13 protein-coding genes and 1 pseudogene are annotated in these 16,046 nt (G+C 37.0%); 6 read left to right on the top strand and 8 right to left on the bottom strand.

The genetic code is table 11. The features are described 5' to 3' along the window. Positions 1 to 63: 63 nt before the first annotated feature. The 6 genes from PN471_RS14835 to PN471_RS14810 all read right to left on the bottom strand — a co-directional run bounded on the left by PN471_RS14835 (position 64) and on the right by PN471_RS14810 (position 7,547). On the bottom strand, positions 64 to 741 hold the full coding sequence (locus PN471_RS14835) for a response regulator (RefSeq protein WP_193892389.1): 678 nt from the start codon (positions 739 to 741) through the stop codon (positions 64 to 66). A gap of 1,172 nt (positions 742 to 1,913) precedes the next feature. Further along, positions 1,914 to 3,314: an HlyD family secretion protein gene (locus PN471_RS14830; protein ID WP_271777506.1), complete on the bottom strand. Its 1,401-nt coding sequence runs from the start codon at positions 3,312 to 3,314 to the stop codon at positions 1,914 to 1,916. Positions 3,315 to 3,511: 197 nt separating this feature from the next. Continuing rightward, the gene (locus tag PN471_RS14825) at positions 3,512 to 5,662 is read right to left on the bottom strand and encodes a peptidase domain-containing ABC transporter (RefSeq protein WP_271777505.1); all 2,151 of its coding nucleotides are present in this window, start codon (positions 5,660 to 5,662) and stop codon (positions 3,512 to 3,514) included. A 286-nt stretch (positions 5,663 to 5,948) separates the two neighbouring features. Further along, positions 5,949 to 6,182 (bottom strand): hypothetical protein, encoded by a 234-nt coding sequence (locus PN471_RS14820; protein WP_271777504.1) that lies wholly within the window; start codon positions 6,180 to 6,182, stop codon positions 5,949 to 5,951. Positions 6,183 to 6,665: 483 nt separating this feature from the next. Then, positions 6,666 to 6,884: a hypothetical protein gene (locus PN471_RS14815; RefSeq protein WP_271777503.1), complete on the bottom strand. Its 219-nt coding sequence runs from the start codon at positions 6,882 to 6,884 to the stop codon at positions 6,666 to 6,668. Positions 6,885 to 7,346: 462 nt separating this feature from the next. Further along, positions 7,347 to 7,547 (bottom strand): hypothetical protein, encoded by a 201-nt coding sequence (locus PN471_RS14810; RefSeq protein WP_271777502.1) that lies wholly within the window; start codon positions 7,545 to 7,547, stop codon positions 7,347 to 7,349. Positions 7,548 to 7,932: 385 nt separating this feature from the next. Between PN471_RS14810 and PN471_RS14805 the strand changes: the two genes are divergently transcribed. The 6 genes from PN471_RS14805 (at position 7,933) to dprA (ending at position 13,353) form a co-directional block, all read left to right on the top strand. Further along, positions 7,933 to 8,865, top strand: a complete 933-nt coding sequence (locus PN471_RS14805; protein ID WP_271777501.1) for a J domain-containing protein — start codon at positions 7,933 to 7,935, stop codon at positions 8,863 to 8,865. After that, complete coding sequence (locus tag PN471_RS14800) at positions 8,865 to 10,076, top strand: ATP phosphoribosyltransferase regulatory subunit (protein WP_271777500.1); 1,212 nt, start codon at positions 8,865 to 8,867, stop codon at positions 10,074 to 10,076. The genes PN471_RS14805 and PN471_RS14800 overlap by 1 nt, the downstream gene beginning before the upstream one ends. A 120-nt stretch (positions 10,077 to 10,196) precedes the next feature. Further along, a complete protein-coding gene (locus tag PN471_RS14795; RefSeq protein WP_027400959.1) occupies positions 10,197 to 10,424 on the top strand; it encodes an indolepyruvate ferredoxin oxidoreductase subunit alpha in 228 nt (75 codons plus the stop codon). 99 nt (positions 10,425 to 10,523) lie between these two features. Then, entirely contained in the window at positions 10,524 to 11,252 is a 729-nt protein-coding gene (locus tag PN471_RS14790) for an ABC transporter ATP-binding protein (RefSeq protein WP_271777499.1), read from the top strand. A 69-nt stretch (positions 11,253 to 11,321) separates the two neighbouring features. Next, positions 11,322 to 12,020 carry a DUF2301 domain-containing membrane protein gene (locus PN471_RS14785; RefSeq protein ID WP_271777498.1) on the top strand — a complete coding sequence of 233 codons (699 nt, stop codon included), beginning with the start codon at positions 11,322 to 11,324 and terminating at the stop codon, positions 12,018 to 12,020. 214 nt (positions 12,021 to 12,234) lie between these two features. Then, the gene (gene dprA, locus PN471_RS14780; RefSeq protein WP_271777497.1) at positions 12,235 to 13,353 is read left to right on the top strand and encodes a DNA-processing protein DprA; all 1,119 of its coding nucleotides are present in this window, start codon (positions 12,235 to 12,237) and stop codon (positions 13,351 to 13,353) included. A 253-nt stretch (positions 13,354 to 13,606) separates the two neighbouring features. Here dprA and PN471_RS14775 read toward each other — a convergent pair whose 3' ends face one another. Together PN471_RS14775 and PN471_RS14770 are read right to left on the bottom strand one after the other, a co-directional pair. Next, positions 13,607 to 15,193 (bottom strand): serine hydrolase, encoded by a 1,587-nt coding sequence (locus PN471_RS14775; RefSeq protein ID WP_271777496.1) that lies wholly within the window; start codon positions 15,191 to 15,193, stop codon positions 13,607 to 13,609. A gap of 296 nt (positions 15,194 to 15,489) precedes the next feature. Continuing rightward, positions 15,490 to 15,615, bottom strand: a pseudogene (locus tag PN471_RS14770) (IS701 family transposase); the annotation flags it as partial. Positions 15,616 to 16,046 lie beyond the last annotated feature (431 nt).

Below are 16,046 nucleotides of genomic sequence, written 5' to 3'. Positions count from 1 at the left end.
AGTCTCAAAACCTTAATAATGGAAAACATATTATTGATTATACTAACTTTATTTGTTAGTTGATTAATCAATTAATCCTTCGGCTCTAGCTCTCATTTCCGTTTGAATACGGATATTTTTACCTTCTTCTGGGTAAATATTTAAAGCGTCTTGTAACTTACTCCAATAATGACGCACCATGCGTTCAGATATGCACATATTTTTAGCAATTACTTTATCTTGTAATCCTTCTTCAAATGCTAGATTCAGCACCTTCAACCATTCTGGTTTTACCTCTAAACCTGAATGAATGCCTTTAATATCTTTTGTATGAGTTAATCCCTGTAATGCCCAATCAACTCTAGTTAACATTTCCTGGGTAGAAAGACTTTTATCAGCGACAGTAAAGCCTCCCTTATGATTATCAATATAAGGACGAATGCGGACTAATGTTTTCACATGGGCGCTTTGAACAACAAGATTCAAATGGGAATAATTTTCCATTAAAACCTTAAGAAGTTGAATACCTGTATCAACTTTCGCTGTCATTTCCAGTTTTTCTGGTATGGAAAGATCCATCACTAGGAGGTCAGGTTGGTAATTAATAACTTGCTCAAAAGCATAACTAGCATTTGTAGCTGTATTAAATTCAGCGCTAGGATAGTTTTTTCGTAAAATTTCTACTGTCCCATTTAAAACTGACTCGTGGTCATCAATTACTATGAATGCTAAACATGATTTTTCTGATGGAATTTGTTGCATATCTAATAATTCTCCTAATAGTTATACACATGATAATTTTTGGTTGCTATAGGAATCATAAATAATATTTGAAAAATTTTAAGTAGTCTATGGTGGGCTGGGTAATGCCTAGCCTACATATATTTCAAAAATCAAATATTAGTCCTATGTATACTACTATTAATTACTTTTTTCTAGGTTCTCTTAGTTATAACTTATTGAAGGTGGGGGGTGTTACCCCTCACCCAATGAAAAATATTAGAAAATACTGAGATTATGAAGTTGATGTATAACAATAATAAATATGGTTATTTAAAAAAACTTAGGATTAATCAGAGTTGTGACAGATATAGTAACAGGTACTATAGGAGATATTAAGTAATAGAAAATACTGACTAATAAAAGTGCCAAATTGACATAAGGTTTTTGTTAAGTCAATACCTTGTCCATTTTTTGTAGGTCGGGTTAAGCGACAGCGCAACCCGACGCTCATGTTGGGTTATGGCTATGACTCCTACGTCGTCACGCAAGCTATCGCCACACTATGGCTAACGCCACGCTCCGCGAACGTGAACGTGAACGTACCTCAATCCAACCTACAAATCAAGACTTTTTTTCGATTTGAACAAGGTATTGTTAAGTAGGAGCATTTACCTGATATTAAGAATTTAAAGCTATTGTAAAGATGCTCTGATTCTGGTAAATGGGAATAAAAAATCAGAGTAGATATATCAGGATCAAAAATTTTTAGAATAGCCTGATACTTTGTATTTGTTCGAGAGTAATATGAATATAAATAGAGAATTTCTATATGTTTTCCACGAAAATTGTAGAGATATTGTACAAAATGTCTCTATTTTTGGCTCCACCGTTCCCTTTATGTAAAACAACATTTATTGTAGCTAGTTAGGTAAATTACCAGAATCAGGATGTCCAGGATGAAACCAGAGCTTTTATTACCAATTACCCATTACCAGCCTCAAAGAGATAACTAGCAACTTGAGATAAGTAGGTTGGCGTTAAAAATTGTCGTTGTGGCAAGGGAACAGGGAACAGAAAGAGAGTTTTGGGCGAGTTTACTTTTCTTCACATACCTTTAAATTTTTCATTTCACATACTTACATACATAATTTATTTTCCTGTTCTTTGTTTCTACTAATTAATTTAATTAATCTTTCCGGCTATTCAGCTAATTATAAATCAGCAATTAGTCTAGCTTTTCTTAACATAAATTGCAATGCTGTTTCTTCTCTAGAAATAATATCGGCTGTAGCGTTCATTCCTGATTGAAGCAGACATTTATGACCATTAATTCCAAATGAATTACTTTCGGGCTGAATTGTGGCTTCAAAGTAGCTAATACCAGGAGAATTCGTCGTAGTTGTATCTTTGCTTTGAGATGTAATTGCGTCTGGAGCAATGGTTTTAACAGTCCCATTAGCAATTCCATAATCAGGATAGGGACAAGCATCAACACGAAGTTGCACCTTTTGGCTAATGGCAATTTTGTTGATTTCCGCAGTAGGAATTATGGCTTTAATTACTAAAGAAGCACTATCAGGGACAACCTCGGCAATAGATTCACCAACTCGCACAACTTGACCAGAATTGCGTAAATTTAGTTTAAATATAATCCCATTACTCGTAGCAAGAATTACACTACTTTTCTGCTGAGTTTCTAGTTGTTGAAGTTCTTTTTGTGATTGTTTTATTTGAGTTTGTATTTCTACCAATCGCTGAATTAAGCCTTCTCTTTCTTTATTTAGAGCCGCTATATTTGCTTCACCTCTAGCAGTTTCTTGAGCAATCCGTTCTTGTGCAATTTTTACCATTGCTGTAGTTGGATTAATCGCGGCTTGAGTTGATTTAATTTTGATTTTAGCAAGATCAACAGCTTTTCTTGTAGATTGTAGTGTTAAGGTTGTCTGTTGCACAACTAGCTGTTTTTGCTCAAATTCTCTGTTACCAATTGCACCAATTTTGGATAACTGCTTATAACGATCTCTATCCGATTTTGCGAAATCTAAATCAGCTTTTGCTTTTTCTAAATCTACTAATTCTTTTTGAATATTTACCTCTGCTGTCATTAATTCACTTTCAGTATTGATTTTTCGTTCTTGATATTCCCTTTGATTTCTTAATAAGTCCTCTTTGGCAGAATTAACAATAGTTTCTATAACTCTTTTCTCAGCCATAATTTGATAATTTAATGTCCGGTTTTGAGCATATATTTGTAATATTTGTAATTTATTTTGTTTAATACTTTGTTCTAATTGGCTTTTTTTAATTAGCAATTGTTCAGTATCTAAAAGGGCAATTATGTCTCCTTGCTTAACAATTTGATTTTCTTTGACTAAAATACTTTTAACTGTCCCTTCTATTCTTGATTGCACCACACGAGTTTCACCTATGGGACGAACAATAGCCGCAGCTTTTACCGTAACATTATATTTCACCCATGAAGATAAATAAATGCTAGTAATAACAGTACCAATCAGAAATAAACCTGCTAAGGATGTCCAACGACTAACAGGTGGTAGTGAATTATCAGTTTCAATGACAGAATTAAATTCTTGATTATGAGTGTAAAGCATGGTTATCCGAATAATGAATGATGTGGGGGATGTGGGGGAAGATTAATATTTATGGTTTTTATGAGATTTAACCATTGATATTGAGTTTGATTCTTCTGAGTTACCAATCATCTTCTTTCTCACCTCCTTTACTCTTTTACTCTTCACTCCCCCACTCCCCCCACCTCCCAATTAAGGGGGGTAAACACAAGAGGGAATTAGGGAATTAAAAAATCTAAATGATCTCCTGATTTAGTGCGTAAATCTGCCAAAGAACCTTGTAATTTTAACTTACCTTTATCTATTAAAACAATCCAATCAGCACGATTAATTACTTTGGGTCGGTGAGTAATTAAAATTGTTGTTTTCCCTTGACGGTGTTGAAATAATTGGTCTAAAACTTGGGCTTCACTCACTGGATCAAGTCCACCCGTAGATTCATCTAAAATGAGAATTGCTGGGTCTGTAACAATGGCTCTAGCTATGGCTAATCTTTGTCTTTGTCCACCAGAAATATTAGCACCAAATTCACCCAAAATAGTTTGATATGTCTCAGGCATTTTACTGATAAATTCATCAGCACCAGCAATTTGACAAGCTTTGACAATCTGTTCAAAGCTAACATAAGGCGCTCCTAATCGGAAGTTTTCGACAATAGAGCGATTCCAAAAATGAGCATCTTGGGGAACGAGAACTACCTGTTGACGGAGAGATTCTAAGGAAAGGTCTTGGAGGTTATAAATGCCAATTTGTATATTGCCAGATTGGAGTTTATATAAACCGGAAATTAATTTAGATAATGTACTTTTACCACAACCAGATTTGCCAATTAAAGCAATATTTTTACCTCCAGGAATCGTTAAAGAAAAGTCTTCTAATAAATCAATTCGACCAGGATAATGAAAGTTTATATTTGTACAAATAATATCAGCACTTTCAGAAATTGTCGCAAAAGGTTTTTTACCATTATCATCATCTTCTGGAGTAGCATCAATAACTTCTGTTAACCGCCGTACAGCAGTTTTTGCACGAGTAAATTCATCAACAAAATTAATAACTGTACTAATTAACCCAATAAAATTACCATTCATTGAGTTAAAGGCTAGTAATTGTCCAATACTCAAATTTTCAGATGGGTTAATTACTAAATAGCCACCAAACCAAAGTAAAATTACACTGCCAATACTAGAAACAAAACCAGAAAATGTATTATTAATAATCCCAATTTGCATTGTCTGAAATGTGAGCCTAGCTAGACGATTAAAGCGATTTTGTAATTCATCCCAAAATTGTCTTCCTGATGTGGTTGTTTTGAGGGTTAATGCCCCTTTAAAGGTTTCGACTAAAACCCCTTGGGTTTCGGCTTCTGTAACTAACAGTTCATTAGTTTTTTGCTGTAATGTGGGTTGAAAAATAAATGTAGATATGGTCATTACCACAGAAATTACTAAAGCTGCTGAGGTAAGTTTCCAACTATAAAATAACATGAGGAATAAGGAAATTACCGCAATAAAAAATTGACTGGGTAAACCAACGACAACTTGAGCAATTAATTGATTAATTTGGTCAATATCTCGTAGCCGACTGACAACTTCACCACTGCGACGGGTTTCATAATAAGTTAATGGTAAACGCAGAATCTGCCGCCCAAATTCCAGCACTAATCCTAATTGCATTCGTTGGGCAAAATGAGCAATTAAGTTAGACTGGACAAATGAAAGACTATGAGAAACAATATTCATGACGACTACAGAAATTACTACTGTAGTCAATAATTTTGTGTCACCTCTAACTAATACATCATCAGTAAGAATTTGCAGCAAAAAAGGGGAAGCTAAAGACAGCAAACCCAAGACTAAATTGAGAGGTAATGCTTGGAATAAAATGCCGCGATAAATCCAAACTCGTTGGAAGAAACGCCAAAAACCACCGACCTGATCTTGCTTTTGAGCAAAAAAGCGAATAGGATCTGGTTCTACTAATAATAATAACCAATCTGTCCAAGCTGCTTCTAAATCTTGTTTAGAAAGATAACGCATTCCCACTGCGGGGTCTGCAATGAGAAATTTTTTACCTTTTTTACCATATAAAACAACCCAATGATTTCCTTTCCAGTGAATAATTGCTGGTAAAGGTGCTTCATTAATTTTATCTAATATTTCTGGCGAAGTTTTCACGGGATTGGCTTTAAAACCCAGGATTTCCGCGCCTCTTTTTAATCCTAATAAGGTAGTTCCAAATTGCCCTGTTCCTACAGCTTCTCTAATTCTGCTAATGGTAAAAGTTTGACCATAATGTTTAGCGATTGAAGCCAAACAAGCTGCTCCACAATCTTCTTCGCTATGTTGTTGAACTAACTTATATTTCATAGGTAAAGCACCTTGGAGAATAAAGAAGCAGATGGTATATTTTTAGAATTAGTTTATTTTGGATTGATGGTGTTTAAATCAAGTCTTACTTATGTGAATTAACAGATTAGACAATGGTATTTTACGAAAAAAGATAGTCAGCAATCAGTAGAAGAATACTAGAGAGTATATTTGTCTCTTCTATTATTCTGTATCTAGCTGATAGCTGACTGACTTTAGTAATGAATAGAAACAGAAAAAAGTAAAATTTTATAACTTGTTTCTTTCTATTACTAAGTTTTGTTTATTATCTCTTGTTACTGTTACTGATACCTTGCAGAACTAAAGCACCAGCAACGGCACCTCCATTACCATATGATATTGGCACTTGGGTAATGATTGTTGTATTTGCTGCTACTTGAGTATTGATATCTGGAGTTTGAACTGCTGGAAAATTAAAACCCTTCTTACCTTTACCATACCAACCACCAGCTACGATCGCTTGTTGTTCAACAGATACTTCGGTAAATAAATTAGACATGACTGAATTCTCCTTGATTTGTATTATTGCTTGGGTTTCTTTGCTGCTTGTTTGCCGCTTTCCCCCTCGCTTGTTAATAGAATATCGAGAAGTTATAAGTTAATTCATTCTCATTTTCTGCAAACTTAATTACCAGATTTAGGACTAGACATTTCCGAAAAGTACACGCCAACTCGGCTAAATTTATTTGAAATAATTTCAAGTTTTAGCTAAATTAATTTCTATATAATGTCAGATAGATTTGCAGGATATCATCAATATATGTTTAATATAAAATCTATATCTAGCCAGGAAATTTATTTCCTGGCTAATAGCTCAAGTCAGCTAAATATGACTAAATAATCTCAAAATTCGTGAGTACACTTTCTGAAAATAGTGCGTTTTAACGTAATTTTGCTATTAGCCTAGAACTTTAGTTCCAGGCGGGTAAGGAACACCAAAGCAAAGATTTTAAGCAAATTGATATCAGATAATCTTTGCTAACTATAATTTGCAGCGACTGCGTTTTCTGCTCTGACTACGTGGGTAAACAAAGAAATTAAAAATCATATATATGATTTTTGTGTTGGTTATATTATTAGAAATTGCAACTAGGTTGTTGTTTCCTATAGCTACAGCATTAGTATCGCTGATATTGCCACCACCACCAATTATGGTTTCTTGTTGTTCAATAGATACTGTAGTAAACAATGGATTAGACATTATTCAAGTTCCTTTAAATTTCAATTATCACCAATCAATCTTATTTTCGTTAATAGATTATATGTTTATGATTATCTTTTTCATGGCTAATTTACGCCAACTTTATTACTAATTTAAGAAATAAATATTTCCGAAAAATACACGCCAATCTGGCTAATTTATTCGATGGAGTTTAAATTCTATGCTATTTTAATATAGTTAGTTTAACGAAACTCAATACCCCTGGCTATCCTATGTCTAATGTTGGGTTATGCCTTCGGCACGCTACGCGAACACTTCGTTCAACCCAACCTACAAAGATCAAATTAATATTCTTTACCATCAGGGGAATGCTAGGATCATAATTCTTTATTCAATGGATAGAAGTGTGAAAAATAAACAATCTGTATAACTAGTATTATCTACAGATTGATAGTAATTATTAACCTATATATAGGAGCCTATTTGATTTCTGAGAGAGTTTTAGTTGAAAATTGATCTTAACAACCTTTTGAAGGATGAGGACTCATTTACAGCCCATATTTTTTTGAGCCATTCTTCTCGTTCTTCTTTTGTCAGTTCTTTCCCATTAGTACGAGAAAAAGAATAATAAGAAAAACTCTCACAACCAACTACTGTTTCTTGTTGCTCAACAGGTACATCATCAAACAATATATCTGACATGGTATAAATCTCCTTGATGTTGAATTAGTGCAAAGGTTGATTACGGCTTTTTAGCTGCTCAAATCTTCACGTGATTAAAATAGTATCTAGGAATAAATAGATAAATCATTATTACTTTCTGCAAGTTTCATTACCAGATCAGGAAACATCAGTTTCACAATTACGTCAGTGATATTTCAGAAAAATACACGCTAAATTGGCTAAATCATCTTCACAAAATAGAAAGTTTCTGCTATAGTTTTCTGTTACCTACTGAGTACACAAAAGTATCCCTTAACTACCTATTACCAAAATTACTCCTCTTACCAAGGAAAGGGCTGCCAAACTTCCCATACTTCACTGTAAACTAGAAAGAATATGCTGTGGTGTGATACCTATAATAAATATGTCATTAAAAATAGATTCTGGATTATTTACCTATGATTTCATTGATCATCACGCAATCTTATGTGTGCCAGTTGATGCTGAATTTAAAGAAATTCGTAAGCGTTATTTACAAATTGCTCGGATATTGCACCCAGATAGTTCGCTGATGAGGAATGAGTCGGAAAAAGAGATGGCTAATCAATTGTTAGCAAAGCTGGTTAATCCGGCTTATGAGAAGTTTTCCGTGGAAGGCAATCGGGCTGAGTATTTGTTTATTTTGTCACAGATGGGGAAGAGATTTGCCCAAGAACCAGGAGCAATTAGACTGAAGACGGAATCAGGACGACAATTGTTAGCAGCGCCTAATGTGAGTATGGCATATAAGCAGGCGATCGCAAAAATTGCCGAAACTCAATTTAGTGATTTGCAACAAGTACACAAAATCATTGCTGAAGTTAGTGAGCTAAATCTAGTTTACCTGATGCGGATAGCCGGACAGTCAATGAATAAGTCCGCATCTAGTCAATCTGGGAATTTTTCCGAAAATTTATCACCAACACCAATTTCACCCCCGAAAGAAGAGTCAATCGTAGAACAATACCTGCGTCGCGCTCAAGTTTTATTAGAAACAAACCAATTGTCCCCAGCCAAAGTAGAATTACAAGATGCCTTAAAGTTAGAACCGCGAAATAGTCATTGCCATAGTTTGATGGCAATGGTATATTTACGGCAAAATCAACTAAAAATGGCAAAAGTTCACTTTGATAACGCCCTGAAGTTAAATCCCAATGAAAAAATCGCTTTGGAGTGGAAACCCAAGGTAGATAAGGCTTTAGGAATTACAACCAGTGGTTCTCAAGGGACTTCCGCTTCTAAAACTGAAGAGAAGCAACCAGATAAGTCTGGAAAAGGTGGTTTGTTTGGCGGTTTGTTTGGTGGGAATAAAAAATAATGGTGTATCAACCAGCAGCGGGAGCAAGGGATCTATTACCTTTAGATGTGGCGCAAAAACGCTGGATTGAAGATAGATTAGAGCAAGTATTTCAACGGTGGGGATATCACAGGATTATCACCTCGACTTTGGAACGAATGGATACTCTGATGGCTGGTGAGGCTATTGTGCGTCAGATGGTGATTCAACTCCAAAATAGTCAAAATGAAGAATTGGGGTTGCGTCCAGAATTGACCGCCTCTATCGCTCGCACAGTGGTAACTCGCATGACAGATGCGACCTACCCCCAGCGACTATATTACAATGCTAATGTTTTCCGCCGCAATTGGGAAGGCCGCCATAATCGTCAGCAAGAGTATTATCAAGCTGGGGTGGAGTTACTGGGTGCTGAGGGATTATTAGCCAATGGGGAAGTGTTGCTGCTGGTAGCAGATTGTTTAACAGCATTGGATTTAAAAAATTGGCGGTTAATTTTGGGGGAAGCGGGAATTACTCGTTCTTTGCTGAATGCTTTTCCCCCGGAAATCAGAAATCAAGTCCGCAGGGCGATCGCTAATTTAGATCGCGTGACTATTGATACTTTGCCTTTGAGTGAAGAACTTCGCCAACGCGCTAAAATCATGTTGGATTTGCGCGGTGATAGTAGAGATGTTTTACAAAAAGTTAGTAGTTTACATCTAGAACCAGACCAGCAAGAGGCAATAAATAACCTCAAATCTCTAGTAGAATTACTAGATGGTAAATTCCCTTTAATCCTTGATTTGAGCCTAATTCAAACCATTGATTACTACACAGGTCTGGTTTTTGAAGTAGTGAGTGAGACAAATTCTCAAGCACAGATTTTAGGAAGTGGCGGTCGTTATGACCAGTTATTAGGTTTATATCATCCCCAAAAGGAAAATATTCCCGGTATCGGCTTTGAATTGAATATTGATGATTTATACCAAATTCTCCTATTAAATCAGCAATTACCCCAGGATATTCCCCCTAGTCATTGGTTAGTAGTTCCAGAAACCCCCGGTGCTGAAGCTGCGGCTTTTGCCTATGCTGATAAATTACGTAATTCCACTGATTTGGTGAGAGTAGAAATAGACTTGGGAGGTAGGAACACAGCAGCGATTCGTCAATATACAAGCGATCGCTCCATTACCCAAATAGCCTGGATTAAAGCTGACGGTTCACACACCATTGAACCCGGAATCATCCCGTAGGGGCGGGGTTTCCCCGCCCTATCGGGGTTTCCCCGCCCTATCGGGGTTTCCCCGCCCTATCGGGGTTTCCTATAAATGCGGTCAATGTGAAATAAATATCAAAAAGAGGGAATCGGAAAAATGCCACATACCATTGTTACAGACGTTTGTGAAGGTGTTGCTGACTGCGTAAGTGCTTGTCCTGTAGCTTGTATTCATCCAGGTCCAGGGAAAAACGTCAAAGGCACAGATTGGTACTGGATTGACTTTGCTACCTGTATTGATTGTGGCATCTGTTTGCAAGTTTGCCCCGTAGAAAACGCAATTTTGGCAGAAGAAAGACCAGAATTACAGAAAATAGTAAATTAGGTGACAGGTGACAGGTGACAGTGGAAAAGAAAATCACCAAATTACCTGTTACCTGTTCCCCGTTCCCTGTTCCCTGTTCCCTGTTCCCTCATATAACAAATGACTAATAACTATTTATTAAAAGTAGAAAATGTCCACGCTGGATATATTAAAGATGTAGATATTTTGCAAGGTGTCAACTTTCACATTGCACCAGGAGAATTAGTTACAGTAATTGGTCCAAACGGTGCAGGTAAATCCACCTTAGTAAAAACCATTTTCGGACTGTTGACACCCCACACCGGAACAATCACCTTTAAAAATCAGAATTTGATTGGTTTAAAATCAAATCAAATTGTTGAAAAAGGTATGTCCTATGTTCCGCAAATTGCTAACGTTTTCCCATCTTTAACCATAGATGAAAACTTAGAAATGGGGGCTTTTGTGCGAGATGTTCCCTTGAAACCTCTTAAAGATAAAATATACACCATGTTTCCTCGATTGAGCGATCGCCGTCGTCAACGCGCCGGAACTCTTTCCGGTGGAGAAAGACAAATGTTAGCAATGGGGAAAGCATTAATGTTAGAACCCAGTTTACTCCTATTAGATGAACCCTCAGCCGCATTATCTCCCATTTTGGTAACTCAAGTATTTGAGCAAATTAAACAAATTAAACAATCGGGGACTGCGATAGTTCTAGTTGAACAAAATGCCCGAAAAGCTTTGGAAATGGCAGATCGTGGTTATGTGTTAGAATCAGGTAGAGATGCGATCTCAGGACCAGGTGGAGAATTATTAAATGATCCTAAAGTGGGAGAATTGTATTTGGGTGCTGGGAAGGGACATTAAGGATTTTTTTCTCACGCAGAGGCGCAGAGGCGCAAAGAAGAGCGATTAATAAAATAATAATTAAGGAATATGACAACACAAACAATATCATCACCGGAAATATATCAAGGTCAATTTGGGGAGTTTAGGATTACCGAGAGCGATCGCCAAAGTGTGATAATTTATCGCACAGGATTAACCATAGCAGCCCTATGTTTTGCCATTGGTAGCGGTTTAGTCTTATTTTATCCCCAACCTGTGGCAATTGCCGCCCTGACCCCTCTCTACACCTGTTTTAGTATTGCCCTGGGAGTCAGTTTATTAACTATTCATATTTATATGGCATTTTTGCACCGCATTCTCCAACTTTTTTGGATAATTGGTAGCATTTGTGCCTTTATTTTTGGACATGGTGATAGTCAAGCTTTTGCCATAACTATTTATCATCAACCCCTCACCATATTAGGAATTGGTTTTACCTTCGCAGCCTTGACAGGGATCTTTTTCAAAGAAGGTTTTTGTTTCCATCGTTTAGAAACTAAAATCTTAACTCCCCTTGTTCCTTTATTATTATTAGGACATTTAACCGGAATTTTATCAACACCAGCAGAACAAGTTTTATTAGCAACGTGGGCAATTTTATTTTTAATATTTGCCGTGAGAAAAATTATCCAACCTATTCCTCCCGACATTGGCGATAAATCTGTATTTGATTATTTGAAAAATCAAATTAAGACCCGGCGACTAGAAGTCACAGCTACACAAACAAAGTCCGCCTCCGCGGACTAAAAAAATCAAGATATTGAACCCACCCACCATCTGGGTTTTGCCTGTGTAGACGCGGTTTTTAACCACCAGGTGATTATATTTATACTAAGTAGGTGAACACAATAAAACCAAACTGTGTAAAGAAACATAAAATCGCTGAAAACTTGTTTACTCTTGCCTTTTGCCTCTTGCCTCTTGCCTTGCTATAACGACAATTTTCAACGCCAACCTACTTATGTCAAATCCAGAAGAACGTAAATATTGGTTAGCATGGTCGCAAATTTCCGGTATTGGACCGATATTACTACAAAGATTACAACAGCATTTTGGTAACTTAGAAACAGCTTGGAAATCCAGTCCTAGTGAATTACGAAAAGTTGAAGGTTTAGGATTTCAAACATTAGAAAAAATTGTTCAACAAAAATCCCGTTTAAACCCAGAACAACTCCTCACTCAACACCAACAAGCCAACCCCCTTTTTTGGACACCAGCAGACCCAGAATATCCCCAACTACTGCGAGAAATCCCCAGTCCACCGCCATTATTGTACTATCGGGGAGAAGTTGACTTACAGGAAAATTCAGGACAAAAACCCTTAGTGGGAATTGTCGGAACTCGTCAACCCACAGAATATGGAATTAAATGGACTCGTCAAATTAGTACCGCATTAGCCAAAAATGGTTTTACCGTTGTTTCCGGTATGGCTGAAGGAATAGACACTGAAAGTCATTCAGCAGCAATGAAAGCAGGAGGAAGAACAATAGCAGTTGTCGGCACAGGAGTAGATGTTGTTTATCCTTATAAAAATCGAGATTTATATAAACAGATATTGACATCTGGCATAGTAATTAGTGAATATCCTGCCAAAACCACACCCAACCGCACCCATTTTCCCCGGCGAAATCGCATCATTGCCGGGTTAAGTCGCGCAGTATTAGTCATAGAAGCACCAATAAAATCTGGCGCTTTAATCACAGCTACTTATGCTAATGAGTTTTGTCGAGATGTTTACGCATTACCAGGAAGAATTGATGACCAACCATCACAAGGTTGTTTAAAGTTAATTAGTCAAGGTGCAGGTTTAATTAATCAAGAACTGAGTGAATTATTAACTATGTTGGGGGCAATTCCTCAAATAGATATAGAAATTCCCATAGTTAAATCTCCTCCTTTACCTGACTTAGCACCTGAATTACAACAGGTAATAGATACTTTGGCTATTGATGCTTTATCATTTGATTTTATAATTCAAAAAACAGGAATGAATGCGGCTTTAGTTTCCAGTTCCTTATTACAATTAGAACTCATGGGTTTAGTTACCCAACTCCCCGGAATGCGATATCAAAAATGTTAAAACTCTGATTTCTCTATTTCCTTACATTTTCTGCAACCAGTTTGAACTTTAAATTATTTAGGGTCTGCTGAATAAACCGAGAACTGAGATATATCAAGAGTTTGAAGGTAAAAAAGGTGAAACAAGTGCCAGGAATAAGCGTTGAAACTACCAAAACCCTATCACTTGACCAAATTCAAGACTATTCTTCTCTTCTTCTAATTCTGACTCCTGACTCCTAGACCTCACAGATAACTTTTTCAGCAAACCCTATTTATTGTGGTGGATAATATTGCGGAGTCATTATAGGCTGCGGATAACCGCCTACAGGCATATTATCAACCATCCCATTAGGCATAACAGGATTCATTATCGGTTGTTGAACTGGTTGCTGAATAAAGGGTTGAACGGGTTGTTGATAATTAGAAATTGGTGGAGTTATGGGTTGAGTTATCGGTTGAGTAACTGGTTGAGTTATCGGTTGAGTTATCGGTTGAGTAACTGGTTGGTTATTTGTTGGATTGTTAGGTGTTACTGTAGCTTGGCTAAAGTGTTCATAAGCAGCACTAGAAATAGAACTAATTAATTTTGCCGCACGAGGATCATTATTGGGACGTTTCACCATAATAGCGGCAATATAACGCTTACCTGTAGGGACATCAACCAAACCCGCATCTGCTAACATTGTACCAATATCACCTGTTTTGTGGTAAGCATTTGCGCCTTTTCCTAAGCCAGCAGGTAAAAGATTATCTCGTTCAGTGCGACTCATAATATTAAGCATTAAATCACGCGATCGCATACCCACAACATTACCTTGATTCACCATCGAGATTAAATTCCCCAATTCCCTCGGACTAGTAGTATTAGTCCCCTCTAAATCCGGGAGAGGATTACGAATCATCGTCGTCGTCAGTCCCCAACCACGAAAACGTCCATTTAACGCCTCCTGTCCCCCTAATTTAGCAACCAGAATATTCGTAGCCGTATTGTCACTAATTGTAATCATCTTCGTCGCCACATCAAGAGCCGTGTATTTACTGCCTGGAGTTTGATATTGCATATTTCCCGAACCCCCGACAATCATCTCTTTTTGCAGAGTTAACATTTCATCCAGGCGGATTTTACCCGCATCCACATCCTGGAAAAAAGCAATCAAAATCGGAATTTTAATCGTGCTGGCCGCAGCAAAACTTGTATTACTATTAATATCTACATAATTACCATTATCTAAATCTAATAAAAACACCCCTGGCATCAAATCCGTATTAGCTGTAGCGAGAGTTTGTAAAGAATTTTTTAAAGGAATAATTTCTTGGGACAGATATAAACTTGTATTAGGAGTTTGAGATGTTTTTTGAGAAGTAGTAGTTTGAGATACTAACGCCACTGAACCCAGGCGATTAGCAGGGTCTAAAACTGATAACAACGTACCCACAATCGCACCAACACCCACACCCACAATCAACAACCGCAAGGCATATAACATAGTTCTAGCCATAGGTTTTAACCGAGTCTTGCGTGACCCTCTTCTTTCAATTCTCGGCTTCTCCATGCGTACCGTCTTTAACCTCACATTTCCTGGCGGAGAAATTTGAGTATTTTTCTTGACTGTAGGTACTGGTTTAACACCTGGAGGCATCATAATCCGTGATGCTGGTCTTCGCCCCCCAGGTGAAATAGGAACAGGACTGCTATGATTATTTAGACGAGCTAATGTTGCAGTTTCTCTTGGACTAGAAACTGGCTGTTGATTAATAACTTTTTTCTGTCCTGTCTTGGGAACTGGACGTTTACGCCGGCGACGCTGTACAGGTTGCCTTTGTGATATGGGTATAAGTTTGTCACTAGTTTCTGACATAGCTACTCCTTTTCACCTTCGACCCAGATTGTAAATTTATGCACCTTGATACTCAGTTTACCTTTGGAAAGTAGCATTTTTGGATCTAGTCTACTTCATATTTATCTCTTTGGGTAAGAGGCAAGGTGCAAGAGGGAACAGGGAACAGGGAACAGGGAACAGGGAACAGGGAACCAGGACTTACGCAACTGGCACATTGGTAGGGTGCGTCAGATATCAAAAATCTGTTTATTTGCAGGATTTATGCAGTAGAAAAGCACCCTACAACAGATTTTTGGTGTGACACTTGCGTAAGTCCTATTTAAATAGTAGTTAATTTTGTCATGACTAATATTTTCTAAATGCTCTGCCAAGTTAGTAATAGTATAGTTGATTTGGCTACTTAGCAAATATTGGCAATAATCTAATTTCGTAAATTTCATATTAAATCAGAATTGATAATTCATGGTATTAATTATTCTACCATCTCAGGAATCATCATATTTTTATTATTTGTGATGTTTGTAATTAAAAATCTATTTTAATAATTGCAAAATTTGCTTTTTACTGGATTTTGGTTTTTTTTTACCCTAGTTGATATCGAAGGCACATAACCACCGTGCCGGGACTGGTTTTGCCAGTTACATCACTTTTTGCAGTACAAAAACACTATAATATAGCGATCGCCTGTGCCAGTTGCGTAAGTCCTGTATTTATGATTTTTATGTATAGAACTCCTAGTTGATTTTTGAACAAAAAGTCAGTCAGCGTACCTTTTTCATTCTTTTCCTGTTCCCTGTCACCTGTTCCCTGTCACCTGTTCCCTGTTCCCTGTTCCCTGTTCCCTGTTCCCTGTTCCCTGTTCCTTGTTCCC

Origin of the sequence: Aphanizomenon sp. CS-733/32, from assembly GCF_028330045.1 — a bacterium.
GTDB classification, from domain to species: Bacteria; Cyanobacteriota; Cyanobacteriia; order Cyanobacteriales; family Nostocaceae; genus Dolichospermum; species Dolichospermum gracile.
This window is presented reverse-complemented; position numbering and strand designations above follow the sequence as displayed.

Excerpts from the sequence above, each read along its gene's own strand:
- PN471_RS14830 (WP_271777506.1), bottom strand. The coding sequence starts at position 3,314 with ATGCTTTACACTCATAATCAAGAATTTAATTCTGTCATTGAAACTGAT.
- PN471_RS14795 (WP_027400959.1), top strand. The coding sequence starts at position 10,197 with ATGCCACATACCATTGTTACAGACGTTTGTGAAGGTGTTGCTGACTGC.
- dprA (WP_271777497.1), top strand. The coding sequence starts at position 12,235 with ATGTCAAATCCAGAAGAACGTAAATATTGGTTAGCATGGTCGCAAATT.
- PN471_RS14815 (WP_271777503.1), bottom strand. The coding sequence starts at position 6,884 with ATGTCTAATCCATTGTTTACTACAGTATCTATTGAACAACAAGAAACC.
- PN471_RS14790 (WP_271777499.1), top strand. The coding sequence starts at position 10,524 with ATGACTAATAACTATTTATTAAAAGTAGAAAATGTCCACGCTGGATAT.
- PN471_RS14835 (WP_193892389.1), bottom strand. The coding sequence starts at position 741 with ATGCAACAAATTCCATCAGAAAAATCATGTTTAGCATTCATAGTAATT.
- PN471_RS14785 (WP_271777498.1), top strand. The coding sequence starts at position 11,322 with ATGACAACACAAACAATATCATCACCGGAAATATATCAAGGTCAATTT.
- PN471_RS14800 (WP_271777500.1), top strand. The coding sequence starts at position 8,865 with ATGGTGTATCAACCAGCAGCGGGAGCAAGGGATCTATTACCTTTAGAT.
- PN471_RS14820 (WP_271777504.1), bottom strand. The coding sequence starts at position 6,182 with ATGTCTAATTTATTTACCGAAGTATCTGTTGAACAACAAGCGATCGTA.
- PN471_RS14805 (WP_271777501.1), top strand. The coding sequence starts at position 7,933 with ATGTCATTAAAAATAGATTCTGGATTATTTACCTATGATTTCATTGAT.
- PN471_RS14810 (WP_271777502.1), bottom strand. The coding sequence starts at position 7,547 with ATGTCAGATATATTGTTTGATGATGTACCTGTTGAGCAACAAGAAACA.
- PN471_RS14825 (WP_271777505.1), bottom strand. The coding sequence starts at position 5,662 with ATGAAATATAAGTTAGTTCAACAACATAGCGAAGAAGATTGTGGAGCA.
- PN471_RS14775 (WP_271777496.1), bottom strand. The coding sequence starts at position 15,193 with ATGTCAGAAACTAGTGACAAACTTATACCCATATCACAAAGGCAACCT.